The sequence below is a fragment of the Kitasatospora sp. RG8 genome (assembly GCF_017813315.1).
Taxonomy (GTDB): domain Bacteria; phylum Actinomycetota; class Actinomycetes; order Streptomycetales; family Streptomycetaceae; genus Kitasatospora.
Genome location: NZ_JAGIYX010000062.1, coordinates 1 through 14,322 on the forward strand (window position 1 = coordinate 1; position 14,322 = coordinate 14,322).

General features: G+C 74.0%; 14 protein-coding genes. 6 read left to right on the forward strand and 8 right to left on the reverse strand.

Going from position 1 to position 14,322, the window contains the following annotated elements:
• The coding region (locus J5Y04_RS40700; protein ID WP_209417590.1) for a hypothetical protein at window positions 1-1,022 on the forward strand (1,022 nt) is incomplete at its 5' end.
• Between the two features lie 102 nt (window positions 1,023-1,124).
• On the opposite strand, the gene J5Y04_RS40705 is transcribed toward J5Y04_RS40700, so the two are convergent.
• The 5 genes from J5Y04_RS40705 to J5Y04_RS40725 are packed head-to-tail and all read right to left on the reverse strand — an operon-like array spanning window position 1,125 to window position 5,730.
• Window positions 1,125-1,757, reverse strand: a complete 633-nt coding sequence (locus tag J5Y04_RS40705; RefSeq protein ID WP_209417591.1) for a hypothetical protein — start codon at window positions 1,755-1,757, stop codon at window positions 1,125-1,127.
• On the reverse strand, window positions 1,754-2,341 hold the full coding sequence (locus tag J5Y04_RS40710; RefSeq protein ID WP_209417592.1) for a hypothetical protein: 588 nt from the start codon (window positions 2,339-2,341) through the stop codon (window positions 1,754-1,756). The genes J5Y04_RS40705 and J5Y04_RS40710 overlap by 4 nt, the downstream gene beginning before the upstream one ends.
• On the reverse strand, window positions 2,338-3,000 hold the full coding sequence (locus J5Y04_RS40715; RefSeq protein WP_209417593.1) for a hypothetical protein: 663 nt from the start codon (window positions 2,998-3,000) through the stop codon (window positions 2,338-2,340). Before J5Y04_RS40715 ends, J5Y04_RS40710 begins: the two co-directional genes overlap by 4 nt.
• Window positions 2,997-5,285, reverse strand: coding sequence for a hypothetical protein (locus J5Y04_RS40720; protein WP_209417594.1), 2,289 nt, complete (start codon window positions 5,283-5,285; stop codon window positions 2,997-2,999). Before J5Y04_RS40720 ends, J5Y04_RS40715 begins: the two co-directional genes overlap by 4 nt.
• A 13-nt stretch (window positions 5,286-5,298) precedes the next feature.
• Window positions 5,299-5,730 carry a WXG100 family type VII secretion target gene (locus J5Y04_RS40725; protein ID WP_209417595.1) on the reverse strand — a complete coding sequence of 144 codons (432 nt, stop codon included), beginning with the start codon at window positions 5,728-5,730 and terminating at the stop codon, window positions 5,299-5,301.
• A gap of 188 nt (window positions 5,731-5,918) precedes the next feature.
• Between J5Y04_RS40725 and J5Y04_RS40730 the strand changes: the two genes are divergently transcribed.
• From J5Y04_RS40730 to J5Y04_RS40745, 4 genes are read left to right on the forward strand one after another with little or no spacing between them, the layout of a single operon-like run.
• Window positions 5,919-6,893 carry an ABC transporter ATP-binding protein gene (locus J5Y04_RS40730; RefSeq protein WP_209417596.1) on the forward strand — a complete coding sequence of 325 codons (975 nt, stop codon included), beginning with the start codon at window positions 5,919-5,921 and terminating at the stop codon, window positions 6,891-6,893.
• Window positions 6,877-7,779 (forward strand): ABC transporter permease, encoded by a 903-nt coding sequence (locus J5Y04_RS40735; protein ID WP_209417597.1) that lies wholly within the window; start codon window positions 6,877-6,879, stop codon window positions 7,777-7,779. Before J5Y04_RS40730 ends, J5Y04_RS40735 begins: the two co-directional genes overlap by 17 nt.
• Before the next feature lie 25 nt (window positions 7,780-7,804).
• The gene (locus J5Y04_RS40740) at window positions 7,805-8,722 is read left to right on the forward strand and encodes an ABC transporter ATP-binding protein (protein ID WP_148643665.1); all 918 of its coding nucleotides are present in this window, start codon (window positions 7,805-7,807) and stop codon (window positions 8,720-8,722) included.
• A 50-nt stretch (window positions 8,723-8,772) separates the two neighbouring features.
• Window positions 8,773-9,489: an ABC transporter permease gene (locus tag J5Y04_RS40745; protein WP_209417598.1), complete on the forward strand. Its 717-nt coding sequence runs from the start codon at window positions 8,773-8,775 to the stop codon at window positions 9,487-9,489.
• A gap of 87 nt (window positions 9,490-9,576) precedes the next feature.
• On the opposite strand, the gene J5Y04_RS40750 is transcribed toward J5Y04_RS40745, so the two are convergent.
• Window positions 9,577-10,818, reverse strand: a complete 1,242-nt coding sequence (locus tag J5Y04_RS40750; RefSeq protein WP_209417599.1) for an MFS transporter — start codon at window positions 10,816-10,818, stop codon at window positions 9,577-9,579.
• Between the two features lie 64 nt (window positions 10,819-10,882).
• Window positions 10,883-11,623, reverse strand: a complete 741-nt coding sequence (locus tag J5Y04_RS40755; RefSeq protein WP_209417600.1) for a FadR/GntR family transcriptional regulator — start codon at window positions 11,621-11,623, stop codon at window positions 10,883-10,885.
• A gap of 154 nt (window positions 11,624-11,777) precedes the next feature.
• Between J5Y04_RS40755 and J5Y04_RS40760 the strand changes: the two genes are divergently transcribed.
• Window positions 11,778-12,545: a sporulation protein gene (locus tag J5Y04_RS40760; protein WP_209417601.1), complete on the forward strand. Its 768-nt coding sequence runs from the start codon at window positions 11,778-11,780 to the stop codon at window positions 12,543-12,545.
• 79 nt (window positions 12,546-12,624) lie between these two features.
• On the opposite strand, the gene J5Y04_RS40765 is transcribed toward J5Y04_RS40760, so the two are convergent.
• On the reverse strand, window positions 12,625-14,301 hold the full coding sequence (locus J5Y04_RS40765; RefSeq protein WP_209417602.1) for an LCP family protein: 1,677 nt from the start codon (window positions 14,299-14,301) through the stop codon (window positions 12,625-12,627).
• Window positions 14,302-14,322: the final 21 nt, after the last annotated feature.

Here is a 14,322-nt window from a genome sequence, read left to right on the forward strand (position 1 = left end):
CGCCGCCCGTCGCGCCCCCGGCCGCGTTCGCGCCGCCCTCGCCGGGGGCCGGCACCGGTGCGCCCGCCGCCGCACCCGCCGACCCGTGGGGCGTCCCCGTCGCCCCGCCGGTCCCCGAGCCGCTGAGCCCGGAGGAGCTCGCGGCCCGCCGCACCCGCCGGCGCCGCGCGGCGGTGCGCTGGAGCGCCGCCGTCCTGGTCTGCGCGCTCGCCGGTACGGAAGCCGCGGTGGCCGTCACCACACCCGACCGCACGGACATCCCGGGCCTGGCCACCGAGCGCGACGGCCGCTACACCTTCCCGGCCCTGGTCCTGCCGCCGCTGCCCTCCGGCAAGGCCGTGCCCAGGGAGAGCAAGAGCCGTCACGCCGCCGACCTGCGGTACCTGCTCCTGCCCGCCCCCAAGGAGGCCGGCGGCTCGCTGGCGCCGGTGGTCTTCCCCAGCCCGACCGCACCGGCGAGCGCGACGGCCTCGGCGGCCGCGTCCGGCAGCCCGGCCGCGAGCCCGACCGCGGGGGCCACGCCGTCCGCCGCCCCCACCACCGGGGCGCCGACCGCCGGGGCCACCGCCGCGGCCACGGCCGACTGGGTTCCCTGCGACGCCCTCGCCGGCGAGCAGAAGGACGCGGCCAAGGTGCGCGCCCTGCTGCTGCAGAACGCCTGCCGGGCCGCGACCGTCCGGGAGTGGACCGCCACCGACGGCACCCGCACCCAGATCCGCCTGCTCGCCTTCGGCGGCTCGCCCGAGGCCTGGGACGTCTTCGCCGACCTGCGCGCCAACGGCGACCCGAAGGACGTCCCCGGCCTGAAGACCGGCCCGACCCAGGGCTGGGACGAGGTCAACGGCGTCGACCTCGCCACCCGCGAGACCCCGGTCACCGGTCCGGACGCGGGACCGACCGGCCGGGTGGCGTACCTGTCGGCGGGCGACGTCGTCGGGGTCGTCACCATGACCAACCCCAAGGGCGTCAGGACCGCGGCCTTCCGCCAGGTCGTCACCCTCCAGTCCGACCTGCTGGCCTGATCCCGGGCGGGCGGTGCCACACGTGCGCCGCCCGCCCGGGGAAGCACCCGCCCGGGCCCCCGTTCGTGGGCACCGCGCGTGGGCACCGCCCCGCGAAGGGCGTCAGGCGAACCGCACCGGAGCGGCCGGCCAGTCGACCGGGCCGGTGCAGCCCAGCACCTGCTCCGCCGCCTGCCGGCTGAGCACGACGGCCAGATCGGCCATCGTCTCCTCGCCGGGCCCGGTGGCCGGCGGCCTGTCCCGCGGGCCGGCCTTCACCGTGGCCAGGTAGTAGGCGGTGCGTTCCTCCCCGGTCTCCGGCGCCTTGACCGCGCAGTCGAACCGGAGCACGCCCGTGCGGTGGTCGGCCCCGCCGCCGTCGAACCTGCGGGCCCCCTTCGGGAGCGCCCGCGCGGCGGCGTCGGCGCGTTCCTCGGCCGTCCGCGCCGCCTCGACCTCGAAGGAGAGCGCGTGCTCGCCCTGCCCGGCGGCGAAGCAGCGCAGCCGGGGTGGCCGGCCGTCCTCCGCGGGCCGGTAGTCGCTCTCCACCCGGACGGTGCGGGCCGGGCCCAGCAGCCGGCCGACCCGCTCGTCGGCGAGGGCTCCCCGGCACTCGCCGTGGCTCAGCGACACCGCGGGCGGGTGGTCCGCCGCGGCGTCGAGGTACGCGTGCCAGCCGGCCAGGCCGCCGCCGAGCAGGACCAGGACACCGAGGGCGGCGCCGGCCCGTCGTGCGCCGTCCGGGGTCGCCCTCACGCGCACACCGCCTTCCGGTAGGCGCCGAGCAGGCCCGAGGCGATGGACTCGAAGTCCGCCCGGTCGCCGTCCGGGCGCCCGGTCCGCGCGGCCTCGCCCGGGGCCACCTCCACCACCACGTGCCGGATCGGCTGCTGCTTCCCGGGGCAGTACTCGGCCACCGCCGCGCCGGCGGGCCAGGAGGCGGAGCGGGAGCCGGCGCCGAAGCTCCTCACCTCGTCCGGCCGGGCGTCGCCGACCGGGAGCGGCTCCACGGAGCCGTCGTGCACGGTGGCCCGGACGGTCAGCGCCGTCCGGCCGTCCACCCGGACCGAACAGCCCTTCGGGTCGGTCGAGAGCACCCAGCGGGAGAGGCGCTCCTCGGTCTCCTGCCCGCCGTCCGGCAGCAGCCGGCCGAGCGGCGTCCCGGCCCCGGTGGGCAGGTCGCACAGCGTCGCGGCCCGGCCGGGGGGTTCGGCCGGCCGGTGCCGGTCCCAGTCCAGCCAGCCGACGGCCCCGGCGCCCGCGACGGCCACGCCGAGGGCGCCGAGCACCAGGCGGCGCCCCGTCGGCGGGCCGGCGGCGGTGCCGGTCCGGAACGTCACCCGGAGGTTCCGGACGGGGTCGGCGCGGCGGTGGCCGGCGAGAGCGTCGGGTCCCCGCTCGGCCAGGCGACCGGCGCGGTGCAGCCGAGCACCCCGCCGGCCGCCCGCCGGGCGCTGTCGGTGGCGAGCCTGGCCCAGGCCTCCGGGGTCCACCGGGCGGCGGGCGACTCCGGTGCCGGGCCCGAGGCCCGGTACGGGGCGGCCTCGGCGGTGAAGTAGAGCGGCTTGCCGGACTTCGCGTACGTGCCGTCGCACCGGAAGGTCAGCCGGGCGCCCCACCGGGTGACCTGGCTGCGGTCGCCGAAGCCGAGCGAGTAGACCTGCTCGCCGGGCTGCGGTTCGGGCCCCTTGAGGCCGCCGCCCGGGGTCTCGCTGCCGGTCAGCCGGACGCTGAGCCCGAGGCCCTTGGCGGCCTCCGCCGTGCAGCCCAGCAGCTGGAGTCCGGGCTGCTGGGCGGCGTCGAGCTGCTTGTCGAGCTTGTACGCCGGGGCGGCGCCGTCGTCGAGCAGCGCGCCCGCGCGGTCGGTGGCGACCACGCCGTCGCACGCCGTTGCGCCGCCGGCGGCCTTGCCCGAGTCGTCGCCGCCGCACGCGGCGAGGCCGAGGACGGCGGCCAGGACGAGCCCGGCGGCCGCTGCGGGGCGTGCTGCGCGCGTCATCCGGAGACCGTCCCGTTGGAGCTCTGGCTGCCGCCGGAGCCGTCGGTGTAGCCGTCGAGGGCCCGGTCGCCGGCGCTGTCGGCCAGCCGCCGGACGTCCTCGGGGCTCAGCTTCGTGCCGTTGGCGGCGTCGATGACGGCCTGCTTGGCGCCGAGCGCCGTGCCCTCCCGGCCCTCGGCGACGTAGTCGCGTCCCTCCTGGCGGCCGTCCTCGGTGGTGTCGCGCTCGTTGGCCTTGACCACGCTGTCGGTGATCTCCTCGACCAGGAAGTTGGCGGCCTCGCCCGCGATCGGCACCTTCTCGGTGACGGCGCCGATCGTGGTGGTGAACGCCGTCTTCGCGTAGCCGGCGTTCTTCTCCAGCGCCTCGTTGTACTCCTTGTCGGAGGTGGCGTGCTCCTGGTGGACCTCGTTGATCCGGGCCTCGTTGAGGATGCCGCCGATGACGCCGCCGGCCCGCGAGGTGGAGTCGATGTCGGACTCCAGCCGGGCGAAGTCGGTCCCGTTCTCGATGTGGCCGCGGACCAGCGCCGTGGAGTAGGCCTGGTTGGCGTTGGCCACCGCGCCGTACGCGTCCGGGTCGCGGCCGAGCGCGTCCAGCAGGCCGCGGACCGGGGCCTCCTTCAGGTTGGCCGGGGCGCCGTTGACCGGCAGGTCGTCCTTGTGCGGCGAGAGCGCCCGCTGGACGTCGCCGATGTAGTCGGCGGACATGTGCCCGAGGCTGTCCCGCAGCGGGGCGAACTTGGCGTCCTCGCCCTTGAGGTCGTCGAGGACGCCGCCGTTGCCGTGGGTGCCGAAGGTCTGCACGACCTTGTTCATGACGTCGGCCTGGTCGGCGGTGTGCTTGGCCGGAGTGCCGGAGTGGTCGTCGTAGGCCCGGCCGGTGGTGGCCGCCTCCAGCGCGTGGCCGAGCGCGTCCGGACCGCTCTTCATCCCGGCCTGGCGCAGTTCGTTCTTCTGCGAGACGGTGTCCGGCGTGTACTCCTTGTCGTGCGTGAAGTAGTCGAGGTAGTCGGCGGGCTTGGCCTTGCCGTTCGGGTTGACGGTGCCGTCGGTGTTGTAGGCGGTCGGCGCGTCGTGGAAGAACTTGGTGGCCGCCTCCGGGCTGTGGCCCAGCGCCTCCAGGATGGCCGTGGTCGGCTCGAAGCCCGAACCGCCGTCCTGGCCCAGCAGGTTGAAGCCGCGGCGGTCGCTGCGCGGGCCGAACACCGGGGCGGGCCAGTACTTCTCGTCGGTGTCGAGCTGGGTGACGTGCTCGGCGATGGGGTTGAGGAAGTGCGGGTCGTAGTCGCCGGTGCGCAGGATGCCGGACAGCACCTGGTAGCCGTACGGCGCGTAGTCCATGCCGCTCTGCCGGTAGGGCTTGTCCCAGAGCGGTTCGGCGCCGGCCTTGCGCAGGTCGGCGGCCCACTGGTCGGGCAGGTGGGGCACGTTGGTGGTGCGGGTGGCGGTGGCCAGGTTGAGCCCGAGGTTCTTCTGGAGCTCCTGGTACTGCTTCCACCGGGCGTCGCTGGCGCCGTTGAACTGCGACTCGTCGCCGACCATGCTGTTCCAGGCCTGGAGCGTCCCCTTGGGGCCGAGGTCCTGGTAGAACCGGGTGGAGAACAGCGGGTCGTTCTGGTTTGCGGCCAACAGCGAGTTGAGCTCGGTGAGTTCGGCGTCGGAGATCTTGCCGCCCTTGCCCGCGAGCTGGGCGGCGCGGATGCCGTCCGCGTCCGGGCCGGCGCCGACCGCCTTGGCGTTGAAGGACTTCAGGTCGTCGGGGGCCGTCGCGTCGGAGCGCAGTGCCCAGGCGGCCCGCTCGTCGGCGTCGGTGGCCTCCTGGACGGCCGAGTCGATCGCCTTCCGCGCCGCCTCGGCCTTGGTGCGGTACTCGTCGTTGTAGGCCCGGCTGGCGTCCGGGTCGTGCCGGGTGGCCGAGTCGGCCGGCGGCCAGCTGACGGTGCCGTCGTCGGTCACGGTCAGCCCTGCGCCGCGGGCGTCGGCCACCGCCTTGTCCAGCTTGGCCTTGGCGGCCTTGAAGTCGTTCCCGGCGTCCTTGAAGACCGAGGCGATGGCGGTGGCCTCGGTGACGGCGGCGGTGAGCTGCTCGTTGACGCGCTGGAGCTTGGGCCGGGCCTGGTCGGCCGAGGGGCCGCTCCAGTTGGCCGAGTTGACCTTGGCGACCACCGAGCCGTCCCAGTCCCGGTCCATCTCCTGGAGCTTCTTGACCACGTCCTCCCAGGCGGTGGCGGCCTCGCCGAGGACGTCCAGCTTGGCGGTGCTCAGTTCGTGGAAGTCGACCATCTGTCAGTCCCCCTCAGGCGCCCAGGTCGTGCTTGACCGCGGTGTCGTTGGTCCGGTAGTTCGTGGCGGTCTGCCGCAGTGCCTGGGTGAGTTCGCCGATCGTGGTGTTGAGCGCGGCGATCTGCTGGTCCCAGGTGGACGCGGTCTGTGCGGCGGCCTTGCCGGTGCTCCAGTTGGCCAGCGAGGTGGACACCTTGGTGGTCTCGTCGTCGGCGGCCCGGCCGTCGCCGTTCAGGCGGCCGTGGATCTGGTCGGACGCGCCGGCGGCGGCGTCCAGCGCGGCCGGGTCGACGTCGACGGTGCCGCCTCCGTCGCCCGGGGCGTTCGAGGAGTTGAGCCGCGTGCGCGCGGTCTCCTGCTGCTGCGCCTTCGCCGTCAGGTTGCCGTCGGAGCCGTACGCCCAGGGGTTCATCATCCGGTCGAACTCGGTCGCGCGGTCGGTCATGTGCTCACTTCCGTCCCGTCGGGCACCTGGGCCCGAGCGTCCCCCGTCAGAGTCCGACAAGAGTACAAGCGGAGATCCGCTCTGCCGACCCCTAGGGGACAGGTGGGAGGACGTCATACCGCAGCAGCAGGAGGGCTCGTCATTCCAGCTCACGACCCGCACCGCGCGGGCCCACTACGGTGGGCCCCGTGTCCACTGTCATCAAGACGGACGGCCTCACCAAGAGGTTCCCCCGGGTCACCGCCCTCGATCAGCTCACCGTTCAGGTGGAGCCCGGGGTGGTCGGCCTGGTGGGGGCGAACGGGGCGGGCAAGTCCACACTCATCAAGATCCTGCTCGGGCTGGCCCCGGCGACCTCGGGTACGGGGCAGGTCCTCGGGCTGGACATCGCCACCCAGGGGTCGCAGATCCGCGAACGCGTCGGCTACATGCCGGAGCACGACTGCCTGCCGCCGGACGTCTCGGCGACCGAGTTCGTGGTGCACATGGCCCGGATGGCCGGACTGCCGGCGGCGGCCGCCCGGGAACGGACGGCCGACACGCTGCGGCACGTCGGGCTCTACGAGGAGCGGTACCGGCCGATGGGCGGGTACTCCACGGGCATGAAGCAGCGCGTGAAGCTGGCCCAGGCGCTGGTGCACGACCCGAAGCTGGTGCTGCTGGACGAGCCCACCAACGGGCTGGACCCGGTCGGCCGGGACGACATGCTGGCGCTGATCCGGCGGGTCCACACCGACTTCGGCATCTCGGTGCTGGTCACCACCCACCTGCTCGGCGAGCTGGAGCGGACCTGCGACCACCTGGTGGTGATCGACGGCGGCAAGCTGCTGCGGTCCTCGTCCACCGCCTCCTTCACCGGTGCGACGGCGACCCTCGTCGTCGAGGTGACCGACCTCCCGGACGACCACGCCGACGCGAGCGCCGCCGTGCGCGACCGGCTGACCGCCGCCGGGCTCTCGGCGGAGACGGACGGCCCGCGGGTCCTGCTGGTCCGGCTCGCGGGCGACGGGACGTACGACGCCATCCGCGACGCCGTCGCGGACCTCGGCCTGGGGCTGGTCCGGCTGGAGCAGCGCCGTCACCGGGTCGCCGAACTGTTCACCGACACCGACACCGCCACCGGCGCACCGCAGGGAGGTACCGCAGATGTCGCTGCCTCCTGAGACCAGGCCGGCCGACTCCGGCGTCATCCACGACATCGGCTACCGCGGCTACACCGGTCCCCGGCTGGGCCGCGCGTACGCCACCCGCTCGCTGTTCACCCAGAGCCTGCGCGCCGCGTACGGGCTCGGGCGCTCCGGCAAGTCCAAGGTGCTGCCGATGCTGGTGCTCGGCGCGGTCATCGCGCCCGCCGCGATCATCGTGGCGATCACCGTCGCCACGAAGCGCGAGGACCTGCCCGTCGACTACCCGCAGTACCTGAGCGTGGTCGGGCTGGTCGTCTCGATCTTCCTCGCCTCGCAGGCGCCCGTCCTGCTCTCCCGGGACCTGCGCTACCACACCGTCCCGCTCTACTTCTCCCGCCCGATCACCCGGGCCGACTACGTCCGGGCCAAGTTCGCCGCGATGGCCACCGCCCAGCTGCTGCTGATGGCGGCCCCGCTGCTGGTGCTGTACGTGGGCGCGCTGCTCGGCGGGCTGGACTTCGGGCACGAGAGCGCGCACCTCGTCTACGGCCTGGTCGCCGCGGTGCTGTACGCCCTGGTGCCGACCTCGGTGGCCGTGGTGATCGCCGCGGCCACGCCGCGCCGGGGCTTCGGGGTGGCCGCGATCATGGGCTACCTGGCGGTCTCCACCGCGGTGGTCGGGATCGTCGTGGGCATCAGCCGGGGCGTCTCCTCCGCCGTGCCGGACTCCGCCCAGTGGATCGTGCTGCTCTCGCCCGGCGCTCTGGTGGAGAGCCTGACCAACCAGCTGTTCGACCTCGGCAGCGGCCCCGAGCGGATGCACGCGCCCGGCGCCCTCGGCGTGGCCGTCTTCACCGCCGTCGCCGTCGCGATGGTGGCCGGCTCGTACGCGCTGCTGCTGCGCCGCTACCGCCGCATCTGACAACCGCAGGATTTGAGAGGGCGCCATGGCCACCATCACCATCGACAAGGTCTCGCGTTGGTTCGGCAACGTGGTCGCCGTCAACGACGTCAGCATGGCGATCGGTCCCGGCATCACCGGTCTGCTCGGCCCGAACGGCGCGGGGAAGTCCACGCTCATCCACATGATGAGCGGCTTCCTCGCCCCCTCCACGGGGGCGGTCACCCTGGACGGTGCGCCGATCTGGCGCAACCAGCAGGTGTACCGGCAGATCGGGCTGGTCCCCGAGCGCGAGTCCATGTACGACTACCTGACCGGCTGGGAGTTCGTCCTGGCCAACGCCGAACTGCACGGGCTCGCCGACCCGGGCGCCGCCGCGCGGCGGGCACTGGCCCTGGTCGAGATGGAGTACGCCCAGGACCGGAAGACCGGCACCTACTCCAAGGGCATGAAGCAGCGCGTCAAGATGGCGTCCGCGTTGGTCCACGACCCGGCCGTGCTGCTGCTCGACGAGCCGTTCAACGGCATGGACCCGCGCCAGCGGCTCCAGCTGATGGAGCTGCTGCGCCGCTTCGGCGCCGACGGCCGGACGGTGCTCTTCTCCTCGCACATCCTGGAGGAGGTCGAGCAGCTGGCCCGGCACATCGAGGTCGTGGTGGCCGGCCGGCACGCGGCCTCCGGCGACTTCCGGAAGATCCGCCGGCTGATGACCGACCGCCCGCACCGCTACCTGGTCCGCTCCAGCGACGACCGCCGGCTCGCGGCGGCGCTGATCGCCGACGCGTCGACGGCCGGCATCGAGCTGGACCAGCAGGAGAAGGCGCTGCGCATCCAGGCGGTCAACTTCCAGGGCTTCACCACCCTGCTGCCGAAGGTCGCCCAGCAGGCCGGCGTCCGGCTGTACACCGTCGCACCGGCGGACGAGTCGCTGGAGAGCGTCTTCTCCTACCTCGTCTCCGCCTAGCGCCCACGGACGCGTCGCACCCACCCGGACCCAGGAAGGCCGACCACACCATGAACCCGACCGTCGCCAGGCTGACGCTGCGCGGCCTGCTGGGCCGCCGCCGCGGCATCCTGCTGCTGGTGGTCCCCGCCCTGCTGCTGCTCGTCTCGGCGATCGCCAGCGGCTCCAGCGGGGACAAGCACGACCTGACCGTCAGGATCCTCGGCCAGCTGGGCCTCGGCACGCTGCTGCCGATCCTCGGCCTGGTCGTCGGCACCGGTGCCATCGCCACCGAGATCGACGACGGCTCGATCGTCTACCTGCTCGCCAAACCGCTGCCCCGCTGGAAGATCATCACCACCAAGCTGGCGGTCGCCGTCGGCACCACCTGGGTCTTCGCGGCGGTCCCGACGCTCCTGGCCGGCCTGCTGCTGTACGGCACCGAGGACGGGCTGGCGCTCGGCTACACCGTCGCCACCCTGGTGGCCGGGGCCGCGTACAGCGCGCTGTTCCTGCTGCTCGGCGTGGTCACCCGGCACGCGGTGGTGGCCGGGCTGGCGTACGCGCTGGTCTGGGAGTCCCTGATCGGCAACTTCGTCGAGGGCGCCAGGACGCTGAGCATCCAGCAGTGGGGGCTGTCGGTGGCCGAGGCGGTGGCCGGGGACGGCGCGATCACCGCCGACGTCGGGCTCGGCGTGGCGGTGCCGCTGCTGCTGGTGCTCACGGTGGGGGCGGCGGTGCTGGCCTCGGTGAAGCTGGCCGGGCTCACCCTGGCCGCCGAGGAGTAACCGGGGCCCGTCGCGGCCGGTCCGCCGCCGCGACGGGTCTCTTGCGGCGGGTCCTCCGCCCCCGCGCCCGGGCCGCGGCCGGACGCCTCAGAGCGTCCGGTTGCGTCCGGCGCCCCAGCCGGCCACGCCGACGACGGCGGCCAGCACGAGCATCAGCGCCAGCGGGGTGGTCCAGCCGCCGGTCAGCTGGTGCAGCGCCCCGGCGCCGACCGGGCCGGCCGCCGCCACCAGGTAGCCGACCGCCTGCGACATGCCGCCCAGCTGGGCGGCGCCGGCGGCGCTGTCGGTCCGCAGCACGATGAAGGCGAGACCGAGGCCCAGCGAACCGCCCTGGGCGACGCCCAGGATGGTGGCCGCCACCCAGGCGCCGGGCACCGGCGAGACCAGCAGGACGGCGATGCCGAGCGCGTTCAGCGCGGCCATCACCACGGCCAGCGTGCGCTGGCTGGTCATCCGGCCGGCCATCAGCGGCACCAGGAAGGCGCCCGTCACCTGGACCAGGTTGGAGAACGCGAAGACCAGGCCGGCCTCGCCGCGGTCCATCCCGTGGTCGGCCAGGATGGTCGGCATCCACGCCACCAGGGTGTAGACCAGCAGCGACGAGATGCCCATGAAGAGGCTGATCTGCCAGGCCAGCGGCGTGCGCCAGATCCCCTCGATCGGCCTGGCCGCGGCGGGCCGGACCGGCGCCGCGACCGCCGCCTTCTCCTGACGCGCGCGCAGCACCTGCGGCAGCCAGGCCACGGCGGCGACCAGCGCCAGCAGCGACCAGGCACCCAGCGAGGCCTGCCAGCCGCCGCCGAGGACGTGCTCCAACGGCACCGAGGTCCCGGCCGCCAGCGTCGCGCCGACCAGCATGGTGGTCGAGTAGACGCCGGTCATGGCCGCCGCCCGGCCCGGGAACTCGCGCTTGACCAGGCCCGGCATCGAGACGTTCAGGACCGCGATCGCCACGCCGATCACCACGCACCCCGCGTACAGGGCGGCCACCGAGGGCAGCACCCGCAGCAGCACGCCCGCGCCGAGCACCAGCACCGCGCCCAGCACCACGCGCTCGGTGCCGAACCGCCTGGTCAGCCGGGGGGTGAGCGGGGCACCGGCGCCCTGGAAGAGCACCGGCACGGTGGTGATCAGCCCGCTCGCGGTGGCGGAGAGGCCGAAGGTGCGCTGGATCTCGCCGACCATCGGGGAGATCGCCGCGAGGCAGGCGCGCATGTTGAGGGCGACCAGCAGGATGCCGGTCAGCAGCAGCGCGGGGTGGGCCAGCCGGCTGCGGACGGGGAGCGGGGAGGTGGTGACAACCGGCTGCTGGGCACGGGTGACTGCCATGGGGCGTGCTGCTCTTTCGTGAAACGTGGAACCGGGGGCGGACGGCGGAAGGGGCGGGTGCCGCTCACTTCCGGGCCGCGATGGCCGCGAGGAGCTGCTCGACGGCCGCGATCGGCTCGGCGAGCAGCGCGCGACACGCGCGTTCGGCGTGGTCCGGGTCGCCGCTCTCGATCGCGTCCACCAGCGCCGCGTGGGTGGCCACGACCACCTCGGGCATCTCGTGGTCGCCGAAGGCCGTCCGCATCGACTCGCGCACCGAGGCGCCGAAGTAGCGGTACACCTCGGTCAGCGCCGGGTTGTGCGCGGCCTCGACGACGGCGGTGTGGAACTCCAGGTCGTGCTCGACGGTCGCCTCGCGGCCGGTCCGCTCGGGGTGCGCCGCGATCACCTCGGCCTCGCGGGCCAGCGCGGCCCGCATCCGGACGACGTCCTCGGGCGTGTGCCGCAGCGCGGCCAGCCGGGCGGCCTCCGCCTCCAGCGCCGCGCGGACCTCCAGCACGTCCCGCACACCGGAGCGCTGCACGCCCCGCAGGACGGCGGCGGGGTCGCTGGTGCTGCGGACGAAGGTGCCCTCGCCCTGCCGGGAGACCAGCATGCCGGCGTGCACCAGTACCCGGATCGCCTCGCGCACCGTGTTCCGCCCGACCTGCAACCGCTCGGCCAGCTCGTGCTCGGTCGGGATCCGCGAGCCGACCGGCCAGGCCCCCGCCGCGAGCTGCTCGCGCAGCTGGTCGATGGCGGTGTCCACCAGCGAGCGCCGTCCGGCGGCCTGCAACGTGTCCTGGCTGTGGCCGGGTGCGGTCATGGCGGAACTCCCCTCGGGTCTGGTCGTCGGTCATCCTACAACTGATTGCCCGGTCATCCTACAACTGCCACGTGACCTGCCCGGGAACCGTCCGGGCCGCCCTGGCGTTGCACCCGACGACTTCGGTCCATCCCTAGACGAGGAGATCGCCCGCATGGTGTTCAAGAAGCTGCTCGGAGCCCTCGGTGTCGGCGGCCCCGGCGTCGACACCGTTCTGACCACGCCGGTGGTGCAGCCCGGCGGCACCCTGTACGGGACGGTCGAGCTGACCGGCGGGACGGTCGAGGCGGACATCCGCGGGATCACGCTGACGCTGGTCGCACGGGTGGAGATCGAGCACGAGGAGGGCGAGAGCACCGGGCTGTACCCGTTCGCGAAGTTCTCGGTGACGGCCCCGCTGGTGCTGGCGCCCGGGGAGAACCGGTCGATCCCGTTCGCCGTCCAGGTGCCGTGGGAGACGCCGGTGACCACCGTCGCCGGGCAGCGCCTGCACGGGATGCAGCTCGGCGTGCGGACCGAGGTGGACATCGCGGGCGCGCTCGACAAGGGCGACTCCGACCCGCTGGAGGTCGAGCCGCTGCCGGTGCAGCGCCGGATCCTGGACACCCTGCTCCAGCTCGGCTTCGGGTTCCGCTCCGCGGACCTGGAGGCCGGCCACATCCGGGGCACCGGGCAGACGCTGCCCTTCTACCAGGAGATCGAGTTCTCCTCGGCGCCGCAGTACGCGCACTCCTGCAACTCGCTGGAGGTCAGCTTCGTCACCACCCCGCACAGGGTCGAGGTGGTGCTGGAGGCGGACAAGCGCGGCGGCCTGTTCGGGCACGGGGGCGGCGACGTCATCCGCACCCACGTGGTCGAGCACGGCCAGGCCGACCAGGACCTCACCGGCCTGGTCGACGGCTGGATCCGCGCGGCGCTCTGACCGCCCGGTCGCCGGCCCGCTCACGGCCCCGGCCCGCTCCGGGCGCCCCGGGGGGACGGTCCGGGCGGGCCGGCGACGGCTATCCGTACGAGACGTTGCTGCAGATGTCGTCGTCGGCCGAGCGGGCCTCGTTGACCACCTCGGTGGGCAGCGGCGCCGGGACGCTCGGGGCCGCTGCGGCGGGGGCCGCGGCGGCGTTGGCGGCGGCGAAGTCCTTGCCGAGGACGAGGCTGATCCCGGCCGCCGAGGTGGGAACCAGGGTGGCGCCCGGGAACAGCGCCGCGACCTTCTCCGCGTTGGCCTTCTGCCCGCTGCCGTACTCGACCGTGGTGGCCGCCTTGTTGGTGTTCTTGGCGGTCGAGACGCCGGTCACGGTGACCTTGGCGGCCTTGAGCGTCTCGGCGGCCTTGGCGGCCAGGCCGGTGGCGGTGGTGCCGTTGAAGACCGCGACCTTGACCGGGGTGTCCACGGCGGCCGGCGGGGGCGGCGCGGCCGGGGTGGTCTCGGGCGCGGCGGTAGGCGCCTGGGGCGCGTCGTCCTGCTTGCCGGTGGCGTCCTGGCCGTCGATGGTGCGGTCGGCCAGCAGGGTCTTCCAGAGGTTGTCGACCGCCGGGTGGACGAGGTCGATCCGGGGCCCGTTGTAACGCCACGGCGCGGTGAGGAACTTGACGTCGTGCAGGTCGATGCTCTTCATCGACAGCGCGAAGTCCATCAGCTTCTTGGCCGAGTCCAGCCCGGGGTCGACGGTCATCGACTTGGTGGCCGCGTCGGCCAGCGGCAGCAGCGTGGTCGGGCTGAGGCCCTCGCCCTTGACCTTGGCCATCAGCGAGGCGAGGAAGGCCTGCTGGCGCTTCATCCGGCCGACGTCGGACTCGTCGCCGATGCCGTGCCGGAGCCGGACGTAGTCCAGCGCCTTCTGGCCGGAGAGCTTCTGCTTGCCCTTGGGCAGGACGATCTTGCCCTTCTTGCCCAGGTTGGGGTTGAGGTGCCCCTCGTAGATGTCGTTCGGCAGGCAGACGTCGACCCCGTCGACGGCCTCGGTCATCGCGGCGAAGCCCTCGAAGTTCACCTCGATGGTGTGGTCGACGCGGATGCCGGTGAGCTTCTCGACGGTGTTCTGCGTGCAGGCCGGGTTCCCGGACTCGCTGTTGCCCACCGAGAAGGCCGAGTTGAACATCTGGTTCGTCGCCTCCTTGCTCCACGACCCGTTCGGCAGCTTGCACCGCGGGATGGTGACCAGGGCGTCGCGCGGGATGGAGATGCCCACCGCGTGCTTGTGGTCGGCGTAGACGTGCAGCAGGATCGTGGTGTCCGAGCGGGCGCCGCCCTCGTCGCCGCCGCCGAGGTCGCTGTTCTTGCCGGAGCGCGAGTCCGAGCCGATCAGCAGGACGTTGACCGGCTTGTTGCCGTTGGCGTCGGCGGTCGCCTCCGGCGGGCGGTCGGTGGAGACCGCCTCCGGGTCGAAGGACTTGATGTTCCCGTTGAGCTTGTAGTAGATCGCGCCGCCGGTGCCGGCCAGCACGACGAGGACGCCGGCCACCGACCAGGCGACGATCTTCCTGACGTTCCGCTTCGGCTTGCGGCTGTTGCGCGCGGCCGCCCGGCCGCCCGCCGCGGAGGCGTCCGCGGGTCCGTCGCCGTCGGACCTGCCGCGGCCGCCGCCCTTGCCCTGGGCGGCCCGCCGGGCCTCGGCCCGGCCGCCGGGCCGTGGCGCCGGGACGCGTCCGCCCGCGTCGGCCGTCTGCTCGGTGCGCACGCCGCGCGGGGTGCCGGCACC